This is a genomic window from Mesorhizobium sp. B2-4-3, from assembly GCF_006442815.1.
Classification (GTDB): Bacteria; Pseudomonadota; Alphaproteobacteria; order Rhizobiales; family Rhizobiaceae; genus Mesorhizobium.
Genome location: NZ_VFVL01000002.1, coordinates 323,350 through 346,184 on the forward strand (window position 1 = coordinate 323,350; position 22,835 = coordinate 346,184).

At 62.8% G+C, this 22,835-nt stretch carries 19 protein-coding genes; 1 reads left to right on the forward strand and 18 read right to left on the reverse strand.

Annotated features, from left to right (window positions below; translation table 11 throughout):
* Positions 1-12: 12 nt before the first annotated feature.
* The 4 genes from ugpC to FJ956_RS03810 form a co-directional block, all read right to left on the reverse strand.
* A complete protein-coding gene (ugpC, locus tag FJ956_RS03795) occupies positions 13-1,119 on the reverse strand; it encodes a sn-glycerol-3-phosphate ABC transporter ATP-binding protein UgpC (protein WP_140677915.1) in 1,107 nt (368 codons plus the stop codon).
* A gap of 52 nt (positions 1,120-1,171) precedes the next feature.
* Entirely contained in the window at positions 1,172-2,077 is a 906-nt protein-coding gene (locus tag FJ956_RS03800) for a carbohydrate ABC transporter permease (protein WP_140677913.1), read from the reverse strand.
* Entirely contained in the window at positions 2,070-3,005 is a 936-nt protein-coding gene (locus tag FJ956_RS03805; RefSeq protein WP_140677911.1) for a sugar ABC transporter permease, read from the reverse strand. Before FJ956_RS03805 ends, FJ956_RS03800 begins: the two co-directional genes overlap by 8 nt.
* Before the next feature lie 65 nt (positions 3,006-3,070).
* Complete coding sequence (locus tag FJ956_RS03810; protein ID WP_140677909.1) at positions 3,071-4,336, reverse strand: ABC transporter substrate-binding protein; 1,266 nt, start codon at positions 4,334-4,336, stop codon at positions 3,071-3,073.
* Between the two features lie 205 nt (positions 4,337-4,541).
* Between FJ956_RS03810 and FJ956_RS03815 the strand changes: the two genes are divergently transcribed.
* Positions 4,542-5,687 (forward strand): ROK family transcriptional regulator, encoded by a 1,146-nt coding sequence (locus tag FJ956_RS03815; RefSeq protein ID WP_181170214.1) that lies wholly within the window; start codon positions 4,542-4,544, stop codon positions 5,685-5,687.
* A 110-nt stretch (positions 5,688-5,797) separates the two neighbouring features.
* Here the strand turns inward: FJ956_RS03815 and FJ956_RS03820 are convergent, their stop codons facing one another.
* The 14 genes from FJ956_RS03820 to FJ956_RS03885 form a co-directional block, all read right to left on the reverse strand.
* Positions 5,798-7,450 carry an ABC transporter substrate-binding protein gene (locus tag FJ956_RS03820; RefSeq protein ID WP_140677902.1) on the reverse strand — a complete coding sequence of 551 codons (1,653 nt, stop codon included), beginning with the start codon at positions 7,448-7,450 and terminating at the stop codon, positions 5,798-5,800.
* Between the two features lie 157 nt (positions 7,451-7,607).
* Positions 7,608-8,966 (reverse strand): MmgE/PrpD family protein, encoded by a 1,359-nt coding sequence (locus FJ956_RS03825; protein WP_140677900.1) that lies wholly within the window; start codon positions 8,964-8,966, stop codon positions 7,608-7,610.
* 19 nt (positions 8,967-8,985) lie between these two features.
* The gene (locus FJ956_RS03830) at positions 8,986-10,662 is read right to left on the reverse strand and encodes a thiamine pyrophosphate-dependent enzyme (RefSeq protein ID WP_140677898.1); all 1,677 of its coding nucleotides are present in this window, start codon (positions 10,660-10,662) and stop codon (positions 8,986-8,988) included.
* A gap of 111 nt (positions 10,663-10,773) precedes the next feature.
* The gene (locus FJ956_RS03835) at positions 10,774-11,673 is read right to left on the reverse strand and encodes a LysR substrate-binding domain-containing protein (RefSeq protein ID WP_181170213.1); all 900 of its coding nucleotides are present in this window, start codon (positions 11,671-11,673) and stop codon (positions 10,774-10,776) included.
* A gap of 103 nt (positions 11,674-11,776) precedes the next feature.
* Positions 11,777-14,194: an FAD-dependent oxidoreductase gene (locus tag FJ956_RS03840; RefSeq protein ID WP_140677892.1), complete on the reverse strand. Its 2,418-nt coding sequence runs from the start codon at positions 14,192-14,194 to the stop codon at positions 11,777-11,779.
* A 42-nt stretch (positions 14,195-14,236) separates the two neighbouring features.
* The gene (locus FJ956_RS03845; RefSeq protein ID WP_140677890.1) at positions 14,237-15,757 is read right to left on the reverse strand and encodes a trimethylamine methyltransferase family protein; all 1,521 of its coding nucleotides are present in this window, start codon (positions 15,755-15,757) and stop codon (positions 14,237-14,239) included.
* A 282-nt stretch (positions 15,758-16,039) separates the two neighbouring features.
* The gene (locus FJ956_RS03850; RefSeq protein WP_140677888.1) at positions 16,040-16,786 is read right to left on the reverse strand and encodes an SDR family NAD(P)-dependent oxidoreductase; all 747 of its coding nucleotides are present in this window, start codon (positions 16,784-16,786) and stop codon (positions 16,040-16,042) included.
* Positions 16,783-17,568: an SDR family oxidoreductase gene (locus tag FJ956_RS03855; protein ID WP_140677886.1), complete on the reverse strand. Its 786-nt coding sequence runs from the start codon at positions 17,566-17,568 to the stop codon at positions 16,783-16,785. The genes FJ956_RS03850 and FJ956_RS03855 overlap by 4 nt, the downstream gene beginning before the upstream one ends.
* Positions 17,565-18,377, reverse strand: coding sequence for an SDR family NAD(P)-dependent oxidoreductase (locus FJ956_RS03860; RefSeq protein ID WP_140677883.1), 813 nt, complete (start codon positions 18,375-18,377; stop codon positions 17,565-17,567). The genes FJ956_RS03855 and FJ956_RS03860 overlap by 4 nt, the downstream gene beginning before the upstream one ends.
* The gene (locus tag FJ956_RS03865; RefSeq protein WP_140677881.1) at positions 18,374-19,192 is read right to left on the reverse strand and encodes a sugar phosphate isomerase/epimerase family protein; all 819 of its coding nucleotides are present in this window, start codon (positions 19,190-19,192) and stop codon (positions 18,374-18,376) included. Before FJ956_RS03865 ends, FJ956_RS03860 begins: the two co-directional genes overlap by 4 nt.
* Positions 19,189-20,232: a Gfo/Idh/MocA family oxidoreductase gene (locus FJ956_RS03870; protein ID WP_140677878.1), complete on the reverse strand. Its 1,044-nt coding sequence runs from the start codon at positions 20,230-20,232 to the stop codon at positions 19,189-19,191. Before FJ956_RS03870 ends, FJ956_RS03865 begins: the two co-directional genes overlap by 4 nt.
* The gene (locus tag FJ956_RS03875) at positions 20,229-21,209 is read right to left on the reverse strand and encodes a C-terminal binding protein (RefSeq protein WP_140677876.1); all 981 of its coding nucleotides are present in this window, start codon (positions 21,207-21,209) and stop codon (positions 20,229-20,231) included. Before FJ956_RS03875 ends, FJ956_RS03870 begins: the two co-directional genes overlap by 4 nt.
* Positions 21,209-21,991, reverse strand: coding sequence for an acetoacetate decarboxylase (locus tag FJ956_RS03880; RefSeq protein WP_140677874.1), 783 nt, complete (start codon positions 21,989-21,991; stop codon positions 21,209-21,211). The genes FJ956_RS03875 and FJ956_RS03880 overlap by 1 nt, the downstream gene beginning before the upstream one ends.
* A complete protein-coding gene (locus tag FJ956_RS03885; RefSeq protein ID WP_140677872.1) occupies positions 21,988-22,833 on the reverse strand; it encodes a FadR/GntR family transcriptional regulator in 846 nt (281 codons plus the stop codon). The genes FJ956_RS03880 and FJ956_RS03885 overlap by 4 nt, the downstream gene beginning before the upstream one ends.
* Positions 22,834-22,835: the final 2 nt, after the last annotated feature.

Here is a 22,835-nt window from a genome sequence, read left to right on the forward strand (position 1 = left end):
GGCGAAACTCTTTCAGATCAGGCGTTGGGTCGTCGGGTCGAACAGGCAGGCACGCGCCATGTCGATGCCGAGCGTCACCGTCTCCCCCATCAGTGGCGTGCCGTCGGGATCGAAACGACCGGTGATCTCCTTGCCGCCTAGGCGCAGAACGGCCATGGTCTCAGCACCTGTCGGCTCGACCAGTTCGACCATGGCATCGATTTGCGCGATGCCTGGCTTGCGGCGCGCAAGATCGGGATCGAAGCGGTAGATGTGCTCCGGCCGGATGCCGAGCACGAGCTTCCGCGGCGTATCGGAGGCAAGCGTCTGTACGATCGGCAGGCTGGCCGTCTTGCCGTCAGCGGCCTGCAAGGCGACGGCGGGGCGACCGCCTTCTTCGCTCAGTTCGGCCGGCAGGAAGTTCATGGCCGGCGAGCCCATGAAGCCCGCGACGAACATGTTGGCCGGACGGTTGTAGATCGTGGCCGGCTCATCGAATTGCTGGACCTCGCCCTGATGCATCACGGCGATGCGCGAGGCCAGCGTCATCGCCTCGACCTGATCGTGGGTGACGTAGACCGTCGTCTTGCCGACGCGGTGATGCAGCTTCTTGATTTCGGTACGCATGTCGACGCGCAATTTGGCGTCGAGATTGGAGAGCGGCTCGTCGAACAGGAACAGTTTCGGATCGCGCACCAGCGCCCGGCCCATCGCGACGCGCTGGCGCTGGCCGCCCGAGAGCTGTCCGGGCTTGCGCCCAAGCAGCGGTTCGATCTGCAGGAAAGCGGCAACCCGCTTGACCGCCTCGTCCTGCTGCGGCTTCGGTACGCGGCGGCTTTCCATGCCGAAGGTGATGTTCTCGCGCACCGTCATCGTCGGGTAAAGCGCGTAGGATTGGAACACCATGGCGATGTCGCGGTCCTTCGGCGCAACCGAATTGACCAGCCGGCCGTCGATGCAGATCTCGCCGGAGGTAACAGATTCCAGCCCGGCAATCATCGCCAGCAGGGTGGATTTGCCGCAGCCGGACGGCCCGACCAGCGCGATGAACTCGCCGTTCTGCGCCTCGAGATCGATGCCCTTCAGCACCTCGACCGCACCGAAGTTCTTGCGCAGCGATCGGATGGTCAATGTCGACATGCAATGCCCTTCTTGGCGGACGGGACGATCGGCGATAGCGGACAGGCTCCGCTCACTTGATCGCACCCTGGGTCAGGCCGCGGACGAAATACTTGCCGCCGAAGAGATAGATCAGCAGCGGCGGCAGCGCGCCGATCAGCACGGCGGCGCTCATGACATCGTAGGCGCGGACATTCGTGCCGCTTGCCGTCAGCGCGACGAGTGCGGCCGTGATCGGCTGTTGCTGCCCGGAGGTGAAGACGACACCGAACAGGTATTCGTTCCAGATGCCGGTGAACTGCCAGATCACCGTGACGATCAGGATCGGTGAGGAGAGCGGGAGAATGATCTTGCGGAAGATGCGCCAGAAGCCTGCGCCGTCGATGCGCGCCGCCTTGATCAGGTCATCGGGGATGCTGACATAGTAGTTGCGGCAGAACAAAGTGGTGAACGAAATGCCCTGGATGACGTGGATGAGGACGAGCCCGTAGACCGAATTGCTGAGGCCTAGATTGCCGAGGATGAACGCCCACGGCATCAACGAAATCTGGCCCGGAATGAAGACGCCGAGCAGCATGCAGGTGAACAGCGCTTCCGAACCCCTGAAGCGCCATTTCGACAGGATGTAACCGTTCATCGCGCCGACCAACGTCGAGATGAATGTTGCCGGGATGGTCATTTTCAGAGAGTTGTAGAAGTTGCGCTGCATGCCCTCGCAGGTGCCGCCGATGCAATAGGTGCTCCAGGCCTGGCCCCAGGCGTCGAGGCGGAAGCTGCGCGGCAGCGAGATCAGCCCGTTGCGCGCGATCTCCTGCTGATCGCGGAATGAATTCAGCACCACGACCAGCAGCGGGATCAGGTAGATCGCCGCGAAGATGACTAGCAGCCCATAGATGACGAAACGGGTGAGGAAATGCCTGCGCGCCGCAACCGTGGCAGCGCGATGATCGAGCGACTGGTCCAGCGCTGCGTCAGCCATGCCCGGCTTCCTTTCGCCGCCGCCAGACCACCCAGAACGAATAGGGCACCAGCACCACGGCAAGAGCGGCAAGCATCATGATGGCGGCAGCTGCACCTTCGCCGATCTGGCCGCGCTGGAACATCAGGTCATAGACGTAGATGGCGGGGAAGGTGGTTGATATCCCCGGACCGCCTTTGGTGAGGGCCGCCACGAGGTCGAAGGTCTTGATGGCGAACTGGATCTGGATGACGGCGACCGCCAGGAAGATCGGCGCAATCGTTGGCAGAAGCACTTTGCGATAGATGCGGAACGTCGATGCACCGTCGATCTGCGCCGCCTTGACGAGATCCTGGTCCACTGAGCGCAGACCAGCCAGGAAGAGCGCCATGGCAAAGCCCGAGGCCTGCCAGACGCCGGTGATGATCACCGCGTAGATCGCATAGTGCCGGTCGCTGGCGAGTGCGAAACTGAAGCTCGTCCAGCCGAAACCACGCACCAGCGCCTGGATGCCGTCGACCGGGTTGTAGAGCCAGCTCCAGACCGTGCCGGTGACGATGAAGGAGACGGCCAGCGGATAGAGGAAGATCGTGCGCCAGGCCGCTTCGCCGCGCACGCGCTGGTCGATCAGGATCGCCAGCAGCAATCCCACGGCCATCGAGCCGACAATGTAGAAACCGCTGAACAAGAACAAGTTGTTGTAGGCGATGTTCCAGCGTCGGTTCGCCCACAGCGACGCGTAGTTGTCCAGGCCGACGAAGCCGTAGGTCGGCAGCAGCGAGGAGTTCGAGAGCGAGATGTAGAGCGTCCAGCCGGTGAAGACGAAGACGTAGACGAAGCTCGCCACCAGGGAAGGGCCGAGCACCAGCAAGGGCATTGCGGAGCCCAGCCGCTCCCGCCAGGGGCTGGCGGGGGCCGGGACCGACAGGATCAGGTCGTGATTTGACATTCAGGGCGCGGAACTGGAATGGAGGAAGGCCGGGTGCGGAGACATTGCGCCCGGCCGTTTCCCGTCTACTTCTGTGCTTCGGCCGCGTCGGCCATCGCATTGGCGCCGTCCTCGGCCGACATGTCCGGCGTGGCCACGAACTCGGTGATGGAGTCCATGATCGCGCCGCGCATCTTCTGCGGGATGGTCATATTGTGCGCCATCGAGCGCACCAGCGTGCCGTCCTTGATCGAAGCCTGCAAATCCTTCTGCGAGAGTTGCTGGCACGGATTGAAGCCCTTCGACAGATCGATATCCAGGCGTGCCGGGATCGAGCCCTTGGCCTGGTTGAAGACCGTCTGGAAGTCGGGCGACAGGATCAGGCTGGCAAGCAGCTTCTGGCCGTCGATGTAATCCTGGTCCTTCTGCTTGAAGAACACCACCGAGTCCGAGTTGAGGATGAAGCCGGGTTTGCCCCAATCGGTCGGCGCCTGGGCGCAGACATAGTCGGTGCCTTCCTTGAAGCCGGCGGCGGTCAAAAGGCCGATCGTCCAGTCGCCCATGATGTGGAACGCCGCGTCGCCCTTGCCGACGAGCGCCGACATCGAATCCCAGTCGCGGCCGACCATGCCCGGATCCATGTACTTGCTCGTCATCAGCCGCATCTGCTCGAAGGCCTTGACCATCCCCGGGCTGCGCATGGATTCGACATCGCCTTCGACGAAGGCCTTGCGATAGAGATCGATGTCCTGGCCGTAGAGCACGACCTCGAACACCGTCGAATCCGTCCAGTCGGCGGTCGAATGCGAGATGCAGATCTTGCCTGAGGCAACGATCTTGTCGCAGGCCGCATTGAACTCGGCCCAGGTCTTGGGCATTTCCGCCACGCCGGCGGCCTGCATGACCTTCGGCGAGGCCCAGAGCCAGTTGATACGGTGGATGTTCATGGGCGCGGCGACCCATTTGCCGGTCGGCTTCATCACCGGAAGCAATTCCGGCGCGACTACTTTCTCCCATCCTTCCGAGGCTGCCAGCTCGTCGAGATCGGCGGTCATGCCGGTCTCGTTCCACTCGGCGATTTCCGGGCCTTTGAGCTGCACGGCAGGCGGGGCATTGCCGGCTATCACGTCGGCACGCAGCTTGGCCAGAGTATTGGCCGTGTGACCGGCGATCGAGGTTTGTTCCCATTTGCCGCCCTTGGCGGTGAACATCTCGCCGAGCTTTGCGATCGCCTGCGCGTCCGATCCGGTCGCCCATTGGTGCAAAAGGTTCGTCTTGGGTTCGGCAAAGGCAGCCCCGGCGACAAGGGTGCACGCAGCAGCGGCCGCAAGCGCGGTCATAACGGACTTCATTGTTTCACTCCCATATGCAGTTGCACGGTTCGTATCGACCGCTTATGGCCGCGGTTTGAAGCCGCTGCCGGCGAGATGCGTTAATCTCGAGTTCTTTCCAAGATGACATATTGGAGCTATCAGTCAACGATGTTTATGTTGATCCATGACAAAACCTTCGCTTAGAACCTGGCTGATCGACCGACCGTCCGCGTCGCCGGAGAGCATGATCGTGCGCTGCCTGAGCGAGCGCGGCGTACTCTCGGCATCGCAGATCGCACGCGTCACCGGTCTGGCACGCTCGACGGTCTCAACCGCGCTCAATGGCTTGAGAAAGTCGGGGATGGTGATCGAAGCCCCGAGCAGCAGCGATGGCATCAGAGGTATTGGCAGGCCAGCCGCGGCCGTTACGCTCAATCCGACAGCAGGCACCTGCGTCGGAATTCACCTGGCTCTTCAGCAGATACGGCTCATCGTCGCCGATGTCTCGCATTCCGTCATTGCCGAACAAACTATATCAATGCCTCTGGACTACCAGCCGCAACAGGCGGCCCAGATGGTCAAATCGGCAATTGCCCAATCTTACGCGGAAAACGGTTTGCCGGTGGCGGGGCTCCTGGGTGTTGGGGTTTCCGTCTCCGGCCCTGTCAGCCGCGATGGAGTGGTGCTGCGCGCGAGCATGGTTCCAACATGGGCCGGCGTCAACATACGCGATGTGTTCGGACCCGTCCTGGAACAGCCGATCTTCGCCGACAACGAGAGCAACTGCTCGGCCATTGCGGAGCTGATGTGGGGTGCGGCCGTCGGCCATGACGATTTCGTGCTGTTCAAGATCGATCTGGGTGTCGGTGGGGCCATTGTCCAGCATGGCCGGCTGGTGACTGGCATCGCTGGCGGCGCCGGCGAATTCGGGCATATCAGCATCGATCCCGGCGGCGATCTTTGTCGGTGCGGGAATCGCGGATGCCTGGAGCTCTATGCGAGCTTTGCCCGGCCGCTGGAACAGATTTCGCGTGTCGTGGGGCGGCAGGTGACCATGGACGATGTCATCGTGATGGCCGAGCAGGGCGACGTCAGGGCGTTGCGGATGATCGAGGATACCGCCGAGATCGCCGGCCGGGGCCTCGGCCTGATCGGCTCGGTGCTCAATCCGCCGCTGATCATCATCGGCGGCCAGATGGCTTTGGCGGGCGACATTCTGTTGACGCCGCTGATCGCGTCCTATGAACGCCACACGCTCATCAAATCCCGCGATATCGCTCCGGCCCTGCGCACGCGGATAATCATTGGCAAGCACACCGAGAACGACGCCTTGCTGGGCGCGGTCGGTCTCGTTTTGAGACACCAGACGAAGGGGCTGTCGCTCGGCTGATCGCCTCGCGACATCGGACCTCGGAGGTTGAAGGTCCGCTATTGTTCTTCCTTGACCACGAGCGGACCGAGTGCTGCCGGCCCCGGAGCCGCCTCGCGACTGCTTGGCAATCAGGCGTCGTCCAGCCAGACGTCCTCGAAATTCTGCTCGAAGGTCGGATGAATGCCGTAGTTCTTCACCGACTTGGTCGAGTGGTTGAAGATCTTGCGCCAGTAGGGCTGGATGATGACACCCGAGCCCTGCAGGATCTTCTCGGTGTCGACCATGAGTTCGCGCCGCTTGCCGACATCGGCAACGGTCAGCGCCTTGCCGATCTTCTCGTCGAGTTCCTTGTTGGCATAGGCGGACTCGTTCCACGATTCGCCGGTGCGATAGGCCAGCGCAATGACCTGCACGCCCAGTGGCCGCATGTTCCAGTTGGTCATCGAGAAAGGATACTTCGTCCAATCGTTCCAGAATGTCGAACCGGGCAGCACCGTGCGCTTGACCTTGAAGCCGGCCTCGCGAAGCTGCGCGGCGATGGAATCGGCGGTGTTCTTGTGCCAGTCCTGGTCAAGACCGATCAGTTCATGCTCGAATTCCATCTGCCCCGCGTCGGTCATCAGTGCCTTTGCCTTGACTGTGTCGCGGTTGACCTTCGGCAGTTCGGCATATTCGGGATGGATCTTGCAGACATGGTGGTTCTCGCCAAGGATGCCGGCGTCGCCATAGCCGAGCTTGAGCACCACGGCATTGTCGACGGCCATCTGGATCGCCTGGCGCACCCGCTGGTCGTCATAAGGCTTGTGGCCGACATTGGTGCGCGCCACGATGGTGTTGGCCGTGACCACCTCGTGCTTGACCAACCCCATCTTGTCGAGAATGTCGACATAATCCGCGGTGGTTTCGTAGTTGGTGTTGACCTCGCCGGATTCGAAAGCGCTGATCATGGCGTTCGAATCCGTGCCGTAGTCGATGAATTCGATGCCGTCGAGATGGGCTTCGCCGCCCCACCATTTGCCGTTCACCCGCCGCTTCAGCACGACTTTGGAGCCGACATCGTAGGACACCAGTTCGAAAGGCCCGGTGCCGATCGGATGAGCGATGAAATTGCTGCCCATCTTTTCGTAATCGCGATGCACGATCAGCGCCGGATAGTCCGAGAAGCCGGCGATGATCGAAATGTCGGACTCCGGCATCTTCAGCTTGATGGTATAGGCGTCGACCTTGGTGATGGCGCCGTCGCGCGGCTTGCCGGTTTTGGCATCGATGAGCGCGCCCATCCGCGCCGCCATGGAATTGCCCTCGGCAGCCTTGTCGCACCAGCGCGTCAGGTTGAAGACCACGTCATCGGCGTTGAAGTCGTCGCCATTGTTCCATTTGACGCCCTGGCGAACCTTCAGCGTGCATTCGGTGGCGTCGTCGTTGATCTCCCAACTCTCGAGCAGGATCGGCTTGAAGGTGAAGTCGTTGGTGTATTTGACCAGCGGCTCCAGCGTCTGCCGGGTCACGTTGGCCATCTCCGACCAGTCGTAGGTCCTTGGATCCTTCTGCTCCTTGACGCTGGTGGCGACCTTCAACACACCGCCTTTTTTCGGCTCGTCGGCCCGCGCAACCGTCGGCGCGGCGAGGCCAAGCATTGCGTAGGCGGCGACGGTCGTGGCGCCGAAGGTGCTTGCAATCGCAAGGAACTCGCGACGGTCGACCGCCCCAGCCTTGGCGCTCTCGGCCATCGCCGTCACAAAATCAGGAACGCCCTCGCCATTGTCCTTGGACATCGTCATTGATTTCTCCCATTGGGTTTCAGTCCCTGATGCGCTGTTGCTTCCAGCGGCTCTCTTGGGGTCATCGTAGACATTGGCCAGCGGGATGGGATCGAAAAGCATTCACCGCCGGCTGAGAATAATTCCTGGCAGACCGATAGATCGAGGACACCGCAGATCAGCTGTCGAGTGGTGCAACGATCAAGTCGATCAGCCGGCCGAGTGCTTTACTGTCCAGTCCATCGAATGACAGCGCCATCGCCTCCATGTCATCGGCCTTGTCCCTGCCGATTAGGCCATGGGTGAAGTTGACGTATTTGCTGTGGAACTCCTCCGCGCTCATCGGATTGTCGAGGTCGCCTTTCGGTGTGCGGGGCTCCGACATGAGTTCGCGGCCGTCCCTGAGGTAAAGCGTCACGTCGGCCCAGCGCTTGCCGACGCTGATGCGGGTGTAGTGCTCGGTTTCGACCAGCTCGGTGGCGTTGGAAATGCGGCGGATTTCCTCGTCCTGCAGAACCTCCGGCAAAAGCTCCTGCGGCCCTATCTTGCCGCGCACGATCATCGTCGCGACCGGGAACGCGATCGAATAGCTCATTTCGTCCAGCGTCCTGGGATTGTGGCCGGCAAGCCGGACGGCATAGTGGAATGTCTGGATGCGGACGCGCGCGATATCCTTGCTGGAAAGTCCGTTGTCGCGCATCAGGTCACGTGCGGCATCGATCGATGGATGCGCCCAGCGACAGACCGGATAGGGTTTGTACGAGGTGTCTTCAGCGACACGCCAGGCCTGTCCGAGGTCGCGCCACCAGGGCTCGGCGGCCTCGCCCTCGGCGGTGATGGCTGGGGCGCCGGTGAAGCCGAGTTCAGCCATGTAGGCCGCCATGACGCCCGACGGCGCGCCCCAGCCGACGCCGTCGCGCAGCATGGTCGGGAAATCGATGCAACGCATCATCTGGCTGCGGGGCCCGTGATATTCGGCAATGCCCGCCGCATGGCGGGTCTGCTCCTGGCTGAGCATCAGCAACCGGGAAACGCTGGCCGCCACGCCGACAGCGGTCCACGCTCCGGAGGTGTGATAGTCGGAAACGGTGCCATGCAGCGTCAGGCCGGCGCGATAGGAAATCTCATACGCGATAGCCAGCGCAACCATGAATTCCTTGCCGGAGATTGCGGCGCCCGAGGCCCGGAGCGAATCGGCAACGGCGAGCAGCGCCGGAAACACCGCCGAACCGGCATGGCCCTTGCACGGGCTGGTGGTGTCATGCCCGTCGATGGAATCGATGGTGAAGGCGCCGGCAAAGGCCGCACCGGCCGGGCTGACCGGCCGCCCGTCGAAGATCATGCGCGCCGCGCCGATTTCGGGTGACGAACGCCACAGCCGATCGGCAATCTTTTTGGTGATCGACGCGATCTCGGTGGTCGAGCCCACCGCCGCGACGCCGAGCGTGTCGGCAAAACTGCGCCTGAGGATAGCGCGGACCTCCTCGGGAATGGCGTCATAGGCCAAGGTGCAGGCAAACTTTGAGAAACTGATCACGCAATATCCTCCCGCAGGTTCAATTTGACAGGCGCTGCCTGACGGTTCGGCGGCTGTTCAAGGCGGATACCGTCATGTTTGGTCCAAGATGGTCGGAGCCGACCTTGATGTGAATGATCGCCGCCTTGCCGCTCACCAACGCTCGTTCGAAGGCCGGCGCAAAATCACCGGTGGTCTCCACCGTCTCGCCATGGCCACCATAGCCGATCGCCACGGTGGCAAAATCCGGATTGGTAAGGCCGGTTCCGGAATTGCGGCCCGGGAAAGCACGCTCCTGATGCATGCGGATCGTGCCGTAGGACTGGTTGTCGACGATGATGAAGACCGGGTCGAGCCCGTATTGGATCGCGGTCGCGAATTCCTGGCCGTTCATCAGGAAGTCGCCGTCCCCGCCGATGTAGACGGCGGGAGCATCAGGATCAGCGATTTTGGCTGCTACCGCCGCCGGCACGCCAAACCCCATGGCGCCGCACACCGGAGCAAGCCCGCCGCGAAAACGCCGATATCGGAAATGGATGTTAGGCCAGTCCGAGGCGTTGCCGCCGCCGGTGGTCATGAAGGCATTTGGCGGCAATCGTTTGCTCAGAAAACGCATGACCGCCCCCATGTCGACAGGACCCGGCTGCGGCACCAGATCGAGCATCGTTTCGTGCCGGCGATGCGCTGTGCCGCATGCCACGACGTGTCTGGGATCTCCCTGCGGAGGCAAGGCGGCGAGTGCGGCCGCAAACGCATTCGGATCGGCCTGCACCAGAAGATCGGCCTGGTAGAGTCGGCCCAATTCTTCGGCGCCCGGATGCACATGGATGAGCGCGCAATTCGGCACCGGCGCGATCAGCGAGAACTTCAGCGTGGTGCCGTCGCCCAGCCGGCTGCCGACGGCGATGACGAGATCAGCCTCTCGGCAATAATCGTTCGGCATTGGCGTCCCCCCGAAACCGAGGTTGCCGATATAGTTAGGGTGGTCGTTCGGAAACAAGCCTTGCCGACGGAAGCCGACCGCGACGGGAATGGCGAGACGCTCCGCTGCCTCGATGATGGCGGCATGGCCAGCACGGGTCCAGTTGGCGCCGCCCAGCAGCAACAGCGGCCGCGACGAGCGCGCCAGCATTGTCTCGATCCGAGCCATATCAGACGCCATGGGTGCGACCGACGTCAACATGGCCGGCTTCAGATCGGCGGCGTCGCTCTCCACTTTGAGCACGTCTTCCGGGAACACCAGCACCACCGGACCAGGCCGGCCGGTCATCGCGGTTCGCCAGGCCCGGTTAACATATTCCGGAATGCGCGAAGGATGGTCAATTTCCGCCACCCATTTCGTCATCGGCCCGAAGATCTGGCGATAGTCGAGTTCCTGAAAAGCCTCGCGGTCGCGGTGCGCGGAAGCGATCTGGCCGACCAGAAGGACGAGCGGCGTCGATCCCTGGTAGGCGGCGTGCAGGCCGATCGATGCATTCATCGCCCCGGGCCCACGGGTGACGAAGCACACACCGGGCTCGCCGGTCGCATCGGCATAGGCGGCGGCCATGAAGCTGGCGCCGCCTTCGTGACGACAGGTGACGTAGCGAATGGCGTTGGCATCCTCCCACAGCGCATCGAGCGCCGGCAGATAACTTTCGCCCGGCACACCGAAGATAGCCTTGCAGCCGTTTTGCAGGAGCGCGCTTACCAGAATTCGACCGCCGTTTCGCACCATCGCCCCGCCTTTTCGCGGGACCGTAGGGGCGCGTCCTCAACGTCTCAATCGAATAAAATTTCGGCGCCGATGAATTTCATTTCGCGCGGGCGGCGGACCCGGCGTGGCGTCTTACTCGGCCCGAAGACCCGTACAAAGCGACTGCAGCCAGGCTTTGAAATGCTTGACGCGAGCGAGGCTGGCCGAGCGTTTGGGCGCAATGAAATAGTAGGCGCCGCCGGTTCCGACCTCGTCGGTAAAGGGTGAGATCAACGAGCCTCGCTTCAACAGGATGTCGCCATAAGGCCGCCGGTTCATCGCCACGCCCATGCCCTCACTGGCGGCAAGCAAAGCGTGCGAGCGGGAATCGAACATCAGTTTTGGTGTCTGGTTCGAGCCCTGCACGCCCATCTTATCGAACCAGAAATCCCACTCATGCGGCACGTATTCGCAGCCGATCAGCCGCCGTCCAAGCAAATCTTCCGGCGTTTCGATGGGGCCGTGGTGGCGCAGATAGTCTGGCGAGACGACAGGTGCGATGATCTCGTCGATCAACTTCTCGCACATGTGCTCCGCAGGTACGTCCATGGCGTAGCGGATGTCGATGTCGATGCTGGAGCCGGAGAACTCGATCTCATCCGGCTTGGTCACGAGCTTGACGCTGATCTCCGGATTGGAGGACAGGAAATCGTCCAGTTGAGGGATCAACCACATCTGCGCCAGCGACTGGAAAAGATGGATGGTCAGGCCGCCATTCTTGGTGTCCTGCATCACCGACAGCGTGCTCGCCTCGATGCGGTCGAGCGCATCGCCCAAACCGTCGAGATATTTCTCGCCGATCTCGGTGAGTTTCAGGCCGGTCTGTTCGCGCAGGAAAAGCCTGGCGCTGACGAAAGTCTCCAGCGACTTGATCTGGTGGCTGACGGCCGAGCTCGAAATCAGCAATTCTTCAGCGGCATCGGCCAGGCTGCCGGCGCGTGCGGCTGCCTCGAATGCCCGCAACGCGGCAAAGGGAGGTAACCGCCTCGCCATTTCTGCAACTCCTACCCACCGGACGCGACTGTCGGCGCGACGCCTTATGAACCTATAGGCGCATTCGGCAAGCGACGGAAGTTTGCAGGCCGCATCGGCGCGATCAAAGCCGCATGCGAAGCCCTTTGGGGTCATAGCGCGGACCGCCAGAGACCGAAGCGGCGCGGCGCTTGCCGTTGATCTCGACCTCGAAGCCAGCGCCGTTCCCCGTGACATGTGACGCGAGATAGCCAAGCGCCAGGCTTTCTTTCGTCGAATAGCCATAGGCGCCCGAGGTGACATAGCCGACATAGACATTATCGCGAAACACCGGTTCACCGCCCGAACAATCGGCTTCGGCCGCGTCTACGCTTAGCGTGACGAAGCGTTCCGCAGCGCCTTGCTCACGGTGTTCTCGGGCTGCGTTCTCGCCAATGAAGCCTGAGCGTTTCCAGTCGACAAAACGGTCCATGCCGGTTTCCATAACCGTATAATCGCATGCGAGTTCGAGCCCCCAGCTCTTGAAGGCCTTTTCGACACGCAGGCTGGTCAACGCCCGGCTGCCGGCGGGCACCAGGCCGAGATCGACGCCAGCACGAAACAGTGCCTCATAGAGGCCGGCCTGATACATCGCAGGCGTATAGATCTCGTAGCCGAGTTCGCCGGAAAATGAGACCCGCAGCACAATAGTGTCGGCCGCCCCCTCAAGCTCCATGCGGCGGACCGAGAGAAACGGCAACGCGCCGTCAGACACATCGCCAGTGGTGACCTTGGCCAGAATCTGGCGCGCGTTCGGCCCGGCAAGCATCAAGCCGGTCCAGCCGTCCGAAAGATTCTCGACCGCTATGCCCGGTGTCTGGTGGGTGTCGAACCAGCTCATATGCTGGCCTTGCATGGTTCCGGCACCGAGCAGCAGGTAGCTTTCGTCATCGAGCTTCGAGACAGTCAGGTCGCCGATGAGCCGGCCCTTTTCGGACAGCATGGGCGAAAGCGCTACTTTTCCCGGCTTTTCCGGAATGCGGCCTGCCAGCAGCCATCTCAGCCACGCGGGCGCGCCGTCTCCCGAAATCCTGTATTTGGCGAATGTCGATATCTCGAACAGGCCGGCGGCTTCACGCACGGCCAAACATTCCTCGCCGACCGTTTTCCACCAGTTCTGGCGGGCATAGCTGAAAACGTCGTGCTGTTCGTCGCCCTCGCGGGCAAACCACAGCGGCTGTTCCCAGCCATTGTTGAAGCCGAACACCGCACCCCTTGCCTTTTGCGCCGCATAGGCAGGAAAGGTCCGCACCGGGCGGCCGGCCGCGCATTCAAGATGCGGATAGGGCCGCTCCTGCCGGTTCTCGTAATAGTATTTGGTTCGTTCAAAGGTGAAGCGCTTGCCGGCCCACCGCCCGAAGCGCGCCACGTCCCAGAAGTTCACATCCATTTCAGGCTCGCCATCGACGATCCATTCCGAAATCACCTTGCCGATGCCGGCGCCCTGATTGAGGCCGCTCATCACGCCGCAGGCGCAGAAATAGTTCTTCAACTCCGGATGCGGCCCGAGCAGCGGGCCGAGGTCGGGCGAAAAGATCATCGGCCCGTTGATGACACGCTTGATGCCGGCTTCGCCAAGACACGGCATGCGGTCCATCGCTACTTCGAAATTGCGATCCATCCGCGACAGGTCGTTGGGCAGGAGCTCATGGCCGAAATCGAGCGGCGTGCCGTCGAGCGACCAGTGATGGCAGGTAGTCTCATAGGCACCAAGCAGGATGCCTTTGCCCTCCTGACGCGAATAATAGCCGGCCTCGCTTTCACCGATCGTCGGCAGTTCGTGATCCATCGCCTCGATCTCCGGGATCGCCTCGGTGACGAGATAGTGATGTTCAACCGGCAGCAGCGGGAGCTTGATCCCGGCCAGGGTCGCAACCTCGCGCGCCCACAAGCCGGCTGCGTTGACGACGAAATCAGCATGGATGGTGCCGCCCGGCGTCTCGACGTCCCAGCCGCCATCGGCGCGCGGCGTCGTCGCGATCACCGGTGTGTGGCGGTGAATCCTTGCGCCGAGTTTACGGGCTGCGGTAGCGAAGGCGTTGGTCGCCGACGACGGGTCGACATGCCCCTTGATCGGCTCCCATAGCACCGCTTTGAGGTTCTTAGTTTGAAGAACCGGCGCACGCTCTTTTGCTTCTTCGAAGGTGATCCATTCCGCCTCGACACCATTGCGCCGGGCGCGGGCGCGGGCAATGGCAAGCGTCGTCACCTCGTCGTCCGATGCCGCCAGATGCATGCCGCCGGTCGGATGGTAGCCTACGGATTGTCCGCTTTCCCGTTCGATCTCCGGATAGAGATTGATCGTGTAGACCTGCAACCGCTGGGCGTTGGAGGGCCGCGTCAGCGAGAACAAATTGCCGGCCGCATGCCAGGTCGAGCCGGATGTCAGTTCCGACCGTTCCAGCAGCACGACATCCCTCCAGCCCTTTTTGGCCAGATGATAGAGAATGGCGCAGCCTGTTATCCCACCGCCGATCACCACCACGCGGGCATTTGTATCCATCAGGTCGTTATTCCATCTTGGGTGGTTTTCCACGGACCGCTGCTAGCGCAGGGCTTCCAACTCGATCTTGCGCCGCGCGACATAGTCCTCGAGCTCCTCGATCACAGATGGGTCGATCGGGGGCGCTTCGTATTCGTTGACCATCTGCTTCCAGATGCCGTTGGCGCGCCGGGCGGCATCCGGGCTGCCCTTGTCTTGCCAGTTCTCGAAATTCGACCAGTCGGAAACCAGCGGTTTGTAGAAGGCGTTCTCGTAGCGGGCGAGCGTGTGCGCTGTGCCGAAGAAATGGCCGCCGGGCCCGACCTCCCTGATCGAGTCGAGACCGATGGTGTCGTCATTGACGGTGAGCGGCGTCATCCAGGCGCACATCATGCGCACCATCTCGATGTCCAGGATGAATTTCTCGTAAGAACCGACCAGTCCGCCTTCCAGCCAGCCGGCGCCGTGGTTGAAGACGCTGGCATGACCGGTCAGCGCCCCCCAGAGAGACATCATCGATTCATAGGCAGCTTGGGCGTCCGGCGCGTTCGACGCGTTCACGTTGGACGAGCGCCAGGGCAGACCGTAGCGCCGCGCCATCTGGCCGGTCGCCTGAGCGCCCAGAGTGAATTCGGGCGTGCCGAATGCAGGCGACCCCGTCTTCATGTCGGCGTTGCAGATGAAGCCGCCATAGATATACGGACAACCGGGACGAATGATCTGGGTCAGCGCGCAGCAGGCCAGCGTCTCGGCATTCTGCATGGCCAACGCCCCGGCCACCGTCGCAGGCGCCATGGCGCCTGCCAGGCCGAACGGCGTGACGCAGACGACCTGCCCGAGCCGCGCATATTCGATGACGCCTTGCGCGATCTCGCCGTCGAGCACGAGTGGCGTGTTGGTGTTGGTGTTGACGAAGAACACCGGATTTGCGGCGAGACTTTCCTCGTCCTCGCCATACCAGATCTTGGCCATCTCGATGGCATCGCGGGCGCGGTGTCGGCCGATGGTGAGTGGCTTCCACGGCTTGTCCGAAAGCTTGCAGCAGGCAAGGTAGAAATCCAGGTAGCGGGTGTCCGCCGGCAGATCCTGGGCCTCGACGCTGGTGCCCCCTTCGATCTGCAGCACGTCAGTCATATGCGTCATCTTCAGGAAGTTTTCCTGATCGCGAAATGTGCCGGCGCGACGACCGTGATCCAGATCTGAAACGAAGGGCGGGCCGCTGACTGCGGTGAAGGCGACACGTCCTTCGCCCATGGACAGCTTCTTCAGTGGATCGCGACCGCGAACCGTCGCGATGGACGGCGCCTTGGCGACGAGCTCGAGCAGGCCTTCGCGATCGAAATGCACGCGCTCGCTTGCATGGTCGACGGTGAAGCCAGCGCTGGCAAACAGCTTGCGCGCCTCTTCGTCCTGGATGCGCATGCCAACGTCTTCGAGCACCGTCATGGAGGCGTCGTGAATTCGCTCGACCTGATCCTCGTCCAGAACCGAGATCGGCGCATGCGGGTTGCGCAGTTGCAACCACTCCTTGGAGAATTCCAGCCTGCCGTCGCGCACCCTGCGCACCCTGGCCGTTGCTCGCATGCCCGCCCCACAAAGGTTCGATCGTCGGTGAGGAGTTGATGGGCTTTGCGCGTGCAGGGCAATTGAAAACCCTTCACTCGATGATGAGGCGATTTCGCCAACGCGACCTCGCGACAGCAGGACGCTTTGTGCAGTCGTAAGACGGACGGTCTGCGATGGATCTCAGTAGAGGGAGCGGACCTTCAAAATCAGCCTATGAAACTTCAGCTCGGCGCGATGCAGTCGCACAGGCCGAAGTCGAGCGCCATAACGTAGCTGCCTCATATCAAACTTCCTTCAGAGCTAATAGGTGGCGCGACCGCCTGACAGATCGAAGACCGAAGCGGTGGTAAAACTGTTTTCCTTCGAGACCAGCCAGGCGACCATGTTTGCCGCCTCGTCCACTTCCAGGAACCGCGCGCGCGGGATCTTCGACAGCATGTAGTCGATATGCTCCTGCTTCATCTGGTCGAAGATCGGCGTGCGCGCCGCCGCCGGCGTGATGCAGTTGACCGCTATGTCGTAGCCGGCAAGCTCCTTGCCCAGCGACTTGGTCAGCCCGATGACGCCTGCCTTGGATGCCGAGTAGGCCGAAGCGTTGGGATTGCCTTCTTTGCCGGCGATCGAGGCGATGTTGACGATGCGGCCGTAATTGCGCGCCTTCATGGCGGGCACGACGGCGCGGTTCACATGAAAGGTTCCGTTGAGATTGATATCGATGACGCGCCGCCAGGCGTCGAGTGGATACTCGTCGAGCGTATGATTGGGTCCGGCGATCCCCGCCGAGTTAACCAGGATCGAAACGCCCCCGATTTCACTTTCAGTGCGGGCGTGCGCGGCAAGCACCTCCTCGTGATCGGTAATGTCCACCACGACGGCCCTGGCTGCATCCCCGAGCGCGTCAACCGCTGCTTCCAGCCCTGCCTGGTTCATGTCCCACAGGCTCACCTTTGCGCCGGATGCGATCATCCGCCTGGCAAAGGCCAGACCCAACCCCTGCGCTCCGCCGGTCACGACGGCAACCTGTCCTTCAAGATCTATTCTGTTCATTCCGTTCCATTCCTGGCGGTATTTGATAGGTCCGCAGCGACACGCTCTTGCAGTCCTGCTTGCCGTACGTCGATGTAGTCGCCGGCAAGGTCGTCGGCCAAACCGGTTGCGATCCAAGCAATGGTTTGCGCCGCACGCTCTGGGGGATCTAGGTTTTCGCGAGGAATGTCAGAGATTGCATTGATCTTCGCGTCGCGGATGGCGGCCTGCATGCCGGTGTCGACGAGCCCTGGCGCGAGCGCGAATCCGCGAATACCGGCGGCTTGGCCTTCGAGCGCGATCGACTTGGTCAACATCAACAAGGCCGCCTTGGAAGCGCAGTAGGAGGCCCAGCCGGACATGGCGCGGGTTGCCGCGCCACTGATTATATTCACGATACGGCCACCGCCGAAGTGGGGCCAGAGCGCCGCGGTCAGAGCGGCCGGGCCGCTGACATTGAGGGTCAGCGCGGCGTCGAAAGCCCCGGCGTCAAGCTCGGCCAGGCGCGCCATCGGCGCAATGGTCGCGGCGTTGTTGACCAAAATGTCGATCTGCCCGTGCAGTTTGAGTGCCTCGGCGACCCGATGTGGGATCGTATCCAGATCGGCGACGTCGAGCATGAAATCCGACGCCACGCCGCCGTTCGCCGTCACCGCATCGACGACAGCGCCACAATCTCCGGCGTGGCGCCCGGAGGCGATGACGGTGGCGCCAAGCTTCGCGAGCGCGACCACTGTCGCAGCGCCAAGTCCCGTTCGCGCGCCGGTGACGAGCGCTACTTTGCCATCCAGCAAACGGGTCATTTCGACGGCCCTCGCAAGCCGGCTTCGCGCACCGCCTCACTGGCGGGGGTCGCGGCATAGGCCTGGAAGCCGCCGGTGATGTTGATCAGCTCGCCGGTGACGAAGCTAGCGTCCGGCCCCATCAGCCACGCCACCGCGCCGGCCACGTCCTCCGGCTTGCACCAGCGGTGCAGTGGGATGGTCGCGACCACATCCGCCTCGAAATTCTCCCAGCTTTTGCCGAGCTTGTCGGCTTTCTGCCGGAACAGCGCTTCCATGCCGGTTCCCGGCCCGACATGCCCCGGCGCGACCGCATTGACGCGAACGCCGCTGGAAGCCATCTCGATGGCGAGACACTGGGTCAGCCCCCAGATCGCGTTCTTCGACGCAATGTAGGCCGACGAGAACGGATTGCCGAAGCCGAGCTTGGTGGCGATGTTGACGATCTGGCCAGCTTTTTGCGCCGCCATGACGCGAGCGGCCTCGCGGCACATCAGGAAGGTGCCGCGGCTGTTGATGCGGAAGATCCGGTCCCAGTCGTCGACGGCTGTCTCGACGACCAGGGCCTGCATGTGGACACCGGCATTGTTGACCAGGCCGAAGAGCCCGCCATGCCGGCCGGCGGCGGCCCTCACGCCCGCTACCACCGAAGCCTCGTCGCCGATGTCGATGACTTCGAAATCGCAGCCGATGGCTTTTGCGACCGCTTCCGCGGCAGTGCCGTCACGGTCGGCGATGATGACACGATAACCGTCGAGGGAGAGCCGCGCCGCGATGGCACGGCCGATGCCGCCGGCCCCGCCGGTGACGATGATGGCACCCGAACTCATGCGGCACTCCAGGCACGAAACAGATCGCGCATCTTTACGGTTTCCGTCAAAACATCGTCATGCAAGGTATCGAAATAGCCCTGGTGCACATATTCGCAAGCCAGCCAGCCGCCGAAACCGGCATCGCGAAAAGTCGAGAACATCGCCGGGAAGTTGAGCGTTCCTTCCTCGAGCTTGGTCTGCAGCGCGCCAGGGCGCGCCTGGCGCAGATGCGCGTGCCCGAACCATGGCGCAAGCGCGTCGATCTCTTCTTGCCGGTAGCCGGAAACGGCGAAATGCGCGTAGTCGATGGCGAGCTTCACGCCCGCCGCCCGTTCGCACAGTTCGGCTGTAATCGACGGGCTCTCGAGATAGGAGTGGACATGTGGCTCGACGCAGACGCTCACCCCGGTCGGCGCCGCGGCATCGAGCAGAGGCTTCAGCGATTCCACCGTTTCCGCGAGCGCCTGTTTGCGGCTTTGCGCGCCGTTGATGACGCCAGGCAGGATGAACACCGTGGGCGACCCGACCGCGACGCAGAATTTCAGCGCCTGTTGGAAGTCGGCGAGGTTTTCCCGGCGATGCGCGGGACTGGCGAGGTTTCGCCCCGCGACGGAATTGCCGAAGAGGTGGTAGAGGTTCGACACGGCGACCGGCGAGGCTTTGCGGATCTCTTCGCCATAAGCCTCCGGTTTCTTGAGCAACCGTGCCTTGTCGAGCGCCGAGCGATAGAAATAGCCAACATCGATGGCTTCGATGCCAAGCACCTTGGCAAGCCCGCCGACTTCGTCGAGCGTGAGCTGCGGAAACGACCAGCTGGTAACACTGAGCCTCATTCTACCTCCTCCATCCGGCCGCTGCGCGCCGAACGGTACATCGCGTGGAGCAGCACGGCCGAGCGCATTCCGACGATGCCGTCGGCCGGGTTTGCCGCCTCGACGCCCCGGCAGAGATCGACCAGAAGGCTGACCGGCGCCACCACCTCATAGTCGCCCGCGTTCGCGCCGAGGTCGGCGATATGGGACTTGCCGTCGTGCCTTATGGCTTCGATACGGGCACGTTCGATGTCGAACAAAAGCATGCCCTCGGTGCCGAAAATGCGGATGTCGATCTGATAGCCGCGCGATTTTGGTACTGTCGCGGCGCCGGAGAGCGCCATCGTCGCGCCGTTCGAAAACTCGACCACCGCCGCGTCGTAATAGTCGACGCTGGCTGGCGACAGACCCGTCTTGGCAAAGACCCGGACAGGATCGAGGTCGACCATGCGAAACAGGGCGCCGAGCCCATGCGTCAGCTGGCCCCAGCCATAGCCGCCCGACTTCTTCGGGTCGGCCCAGGTGGAGACGGGCGGGCGGAACAGGTGATCCTTGGTCTCGATCATCGGTTCGCCGCCGAACAGATCGGCCAGCGCCGAGGCCATCTGTGCCACAACGTGCCGGACCTCGCCGATCCATCCGTCGCGGATGAGGCGATGGGCCTCTTCGACGATAGGTTTGAAGTTCCAGCCGTAAGGCAGAATAATCTCGGCGCCGTTCGCTGTCGCCAGGGCGACCAGCGCCCGTGCGTCCGAGGCCGAGGTTGCCATCGGTTTTTCGATGAGCGTATGCAGGCCCTTGGCGAGCGCGAGCCGGGCATGCTCGGCGTGCAGAGTATGCGGCGACGCCACCACGACGCCGTGCAGCTTTTCCTCCGCCAGCATCTCTGCGGCATCGAAATAAGGTTTTACGCCGGGAAACGTCGCCAGCAGTTTGTCCATGCCGTCGGGGTCGGGCCGGTTGACCGCGACGATGCCGACATGTGGATTGTCGCGCAGCGCCGGGATGTGGCCGAGCGCCGCCCACCAGCCGGCGCCGATGACACCGATGTTGATCTTCACCGGTTGCCTCCCTTGGCCGCGATCGATCCGGGCACCGGTTTTCGCAGCGGCCGGCCCGCCAGATGCGCCGCGATATCGTCGGCCACCAATTGCTGCAACCGGGTGATCGCTTGCCCGGAATACCACGCCGCGTGCGGGGTCAGGATCAGATTGGGCGCGTCGCGAAGCGGCGAGTCCAACGGCAACGGCTCGGTGACGAAGACATCGAGTGCTGCGCCTGCAATACGGCCGGCCTTCAGCGCTGCCGCCAGCGCGGCTTCGTCGACGAGCGTGCCGCGTGCCGTGTTGACGATCACGGCGTTCGGCTTCATGCGGGCAAGCCGCTCGGCATTGACGAAGCCGATGGTTTGCGGCGTTGCCGGTGCGTGCAGGCTGAGCACGTCTGCCTGCTCCACCAATTCGTTTGCCGAAACGCGCTCGACGCCGAGTGAGCCAGCCATGTCCTGGTCCAGTATCGGATCGGCCACGATGAAGCGAAATCCGGAAGGCGCCAGCCGCTTCAGCACGGCACGGCCGATATGGCCAAGGCCGAGGAAGCCGATCGTCGTTTCGCAATAGGCGGGCAGGGGCGCCGCAACCTTGACCGCCGCCCATTCGTCGCGCCGCACGCTTGAGTCCAGCTGCCGCAGTTTGCGCAATTGCGCCAGGATGAGCGCGGTGGTGTGGTCCGCTACCTCATCGAGGCAGTAGTCGGGCACATAGCCCGCCGGCATGGCGCGGTCGTTGGCGGCTTCGATGTCGATGTTGTCGAAGCCGATGCCGTAGCGGATCACCGCGGCACCCGGCGCCAGCGCGTCGATCGCCTTGCGACCGAGCGGCGCGAACTGCACCACCGCGACATCGGCACCCCTGACTGCTTCGACCACATCGTCGGCGGTCTTGCATTGGAAAGCATAAAATTCCGCGCCGCTGGCCCTGGCGGCGTCGGCTTCCGCGTCGAGCGCCGGGAATGTGTAGTCGGTCACCACGACGCGCATCAGGCACCCGCTTCGAGATAATCGTGGACGATCTCGCCTGGCACTAGCGTGAGGTCGGCGCGCCAGTGGAAGGCTTCGATGGGTTCGATCACCGGCAGCCGGAACACGGGAGCCTGGGCGTTGGGCCTGAGCTCCACGGTCGCTGGCCCGCGCCAGCATTCGTGCACCACCACGTCGGTGAGCTTGCGCGACGTGATCTGCCGGATCGCCGGCGTGCCGTCGATCTGGTCGATCGCCTTGAGGTTCAGGTTGGTGCTGAAGTCGAAATACCGGCGCATCTCGGTGGGGTCGGCCGGTCTCTGTTTGTAAGGTGTGGTCACCGTGATGATGTCGATGCCGTTGCGCTCGACGCCGCCAACCACCAGGTCGCCGCGGAAATCGAAGAAGGGACTGGCGAGTTTCTTGGGCTGCCCGTGCACTTCGCGCCCGTGTGCGACGCCGCCATCCGAGGCAAGAAACAGATATGGCGAATAGGCGCCGCTTCTGCCGTTCGGCAGCTTCGCGCCGAACATGACGTTGGCTTCGTCGTAGGGGCCGAGCCAACTCGTGTCATTCATCCGGTAGATGTGGACGCAGACGATGTCGCCAACGGCTTCCACCGGTGGCGGCGCGAGGAAGCGCATTGCCGAGGGATCGGTGCGCCAGAACACCGTCAGGATTTCCGCGTTGCGGAAGGCGAACGGGAATGACGGGATGAAGGGCGCGTCCCATGGCGTGGAGAATCCGCCCTTCCTGATGTCCGCCTCGGTGACTTTCGAGAGTCCCCAGCGCCGCTCGGTCATTGTTTTGCCCTCACCGAAGCCTGGGTGGATTGCAGCACGTGGTCCATATGCGTGACCATCGCAGCACGGGCGGCCGTTGCGTTGCGCATCCGCACCGCCGCCACGATCGCCTTGTGGTCGTCGATCGAGGTGGAAATGACATTGGCTGTCTCGGACGCGATCTTACGGAATTCCTGGCCAAGCACGTTGAGGCTTTGGGCGGCACGGGCCAGGAATTCGTTGCCGGCAAGCTCACCAAGCCGGCGATGGAACGCGGTGTCGAGATCACGGTACGTCGCCGGATCCTCCTTGGCGCTCGCCTGTCTCTCGATCAGGGTCTCGAGTTCGTCGAACGCCTCCTCATCGCCGCGCTCGGCCGCAAGCGCGGCGATCTCGCCCTCGACCAGGCTACGCGCTTCGTAGAGTTTTTCCACTTCTGTGGCGCGCAGCGTCAGGAAGAAAGTCAGCGGTGCGAGCAGGTCGGCGGCCTCGAGTTGCGAGACAAACACGCCGCCACCATGGCGAACCTCGATGACGCCGAGCACGGCCAGCGCGCGCATCGCTTCACGCAGCGTCGGCCGCGACACGTTGAAGGTTTCGGCCAGCTTGCGCTCCGCTGGCAACTGGTCGCCCGGTTTCAGATTGCCGGCCGTCACCATGCCCAGGATGCGGGCAACGAGCAGTTCCGTAAGGCCTGCCCGCTTCAGCGGCATCTCATGGCTGAAGTCGCTTACCGCCACGTGTCCTCCTCCGCCACCCGCCCGATCTTCCAACGAAAATGGCCAAGTGGCCTGACCACTTCTTGACGTAACAGCCCAGCCGGTGTTAGTCAACGTTGCAACGAGGGCATCGGCGGCGCTCATTG

Excerpts from the sequence above, each read along its gene's own strand:
- ugpC (WP_140677915.1), bottom strand. The coding sequence starts at position 1,119 with ATGTCGACATTGACCATCCGATCGCTGCGCAAGAACTTCGGTGCGGTC.
- FJ956_RS03800 (WP_140677913.1), bottom strand. The coding sequence starts at position 2,077 with ATGGCTGACGCAGCGCTGGACCAGTCGCTCGATCATCGCGCTGCCACG.
- FJ956_RS03805 (WP_140677911.1), bottom strand. The coding sequence starts at position 3,005 with ATGTCAAATCACGACCTGATCCTGTCGGTCCCGGCCCCCGCCAGCCCC.
- FJ956_RS03810 (WP_140677909.1), bottom strand. The coding sequence starts at position 4,336 with ATGAAGTCCGTTATGACCGCGCTTGCGGCCGCTGCTGCGTGCACCCTT.
- FJ956_RS03815 (WP_181170214.1), top strand. The coding sequence starts at position 4,542 with ATGATCGTGCGCTGCCTGAGCGAGCGCGGCGTACTCTCGGCATCGCAG.
- FJ956_RS03820 (WP_140677902.1), bottom strand. The coding sequence starts at position 7,450 with ATGACGATGTCCAAGGACAATGGCGAGGGCGTTCCTGATTTTGTGACG.
- FJ956_RS03830 (WP_140677898.1), bottom strand. The coding sequence starts at position 10,662 with ATGGTGCGAAACGGCGGTCGAATTCTGGTAAGCGCGCTCCTGCAAAAC.
- FJ956_RS03835 (WP_181170213.1), bottom strand. The coding sequence starts at position 11,673 with ATGGCGAGGCGGTTACCTCCCTTTGCCGCGTTGCGGGCATTCGAGGCA.
- FJ956_RS03840 (WP_140677892.1), bottom strand. The coding sequence starts at position 14,194 with ATGGATACAAATGCCCGCGTGGTGGTGATCGGCGGTGGGATAACAGGC.
- FJ956_RS03845 (WP_140677890.1), bottom strand. The coding sequence starts at position 15,757 with ATGCGAGCAACGGCCAGGGTGCGCAGGGTGCGCGACGGCAGGCTGGAA.
- FJ956_RS03850 (WP_140677888.1), bottom strand. The coding sequence starts at position 16,786 with ATGAACAGAATAGATCTTGAAGGACAGGTTGCCGTCGTGACCGGCGGA.
- FJ956_RS03855 (WP_140677886.1), bottom strand. The coding sequence starts at position 17,568 with ATGACCCGTTTGCTGGATGGCAAAGTAGCGCTCGTCACCGGCGCGCGA.
- FJ956_RS03860 (WP_140677883.1), bottom strand. The coding sequence starts at position 18,377 with ATGAGTTCGGGTGCCATCATCGTCACCGGCGGGGCCGGCGGCATCGGC.
- FJ956_RS03865 (WP_140677881.1), bottom strand. The coding sequence starts at position 19,192 with ATGAGGCTCAGTGTTACCAGCTGGTCGTTTCCGCAGCTCACGCTCGAC.
- FJ956_RS03875 (WP_140677876.1), bottom strand. The coding sequence starts at position 21,209 with ATGCGCGTCGTGGTGACCGACTACACATTCCCGGCGCTCGACGCGGAA.
- FJ956_RS03880 (WP_140677874.1), bottom strand. The coding sequence starts at position 21,991 with ATGACCGAGCGGCGCTGGGGACTCTCGAAAGTCACCGAGGCGGACATC.
- FJ956_RS03885 (WP_140677872.1), bottom strand. The coding sequence starts at position 22,833 with ATGAGCGCCGCCGATGCCCTCGTTGCAACGTTGACTAACACCGGCTGG.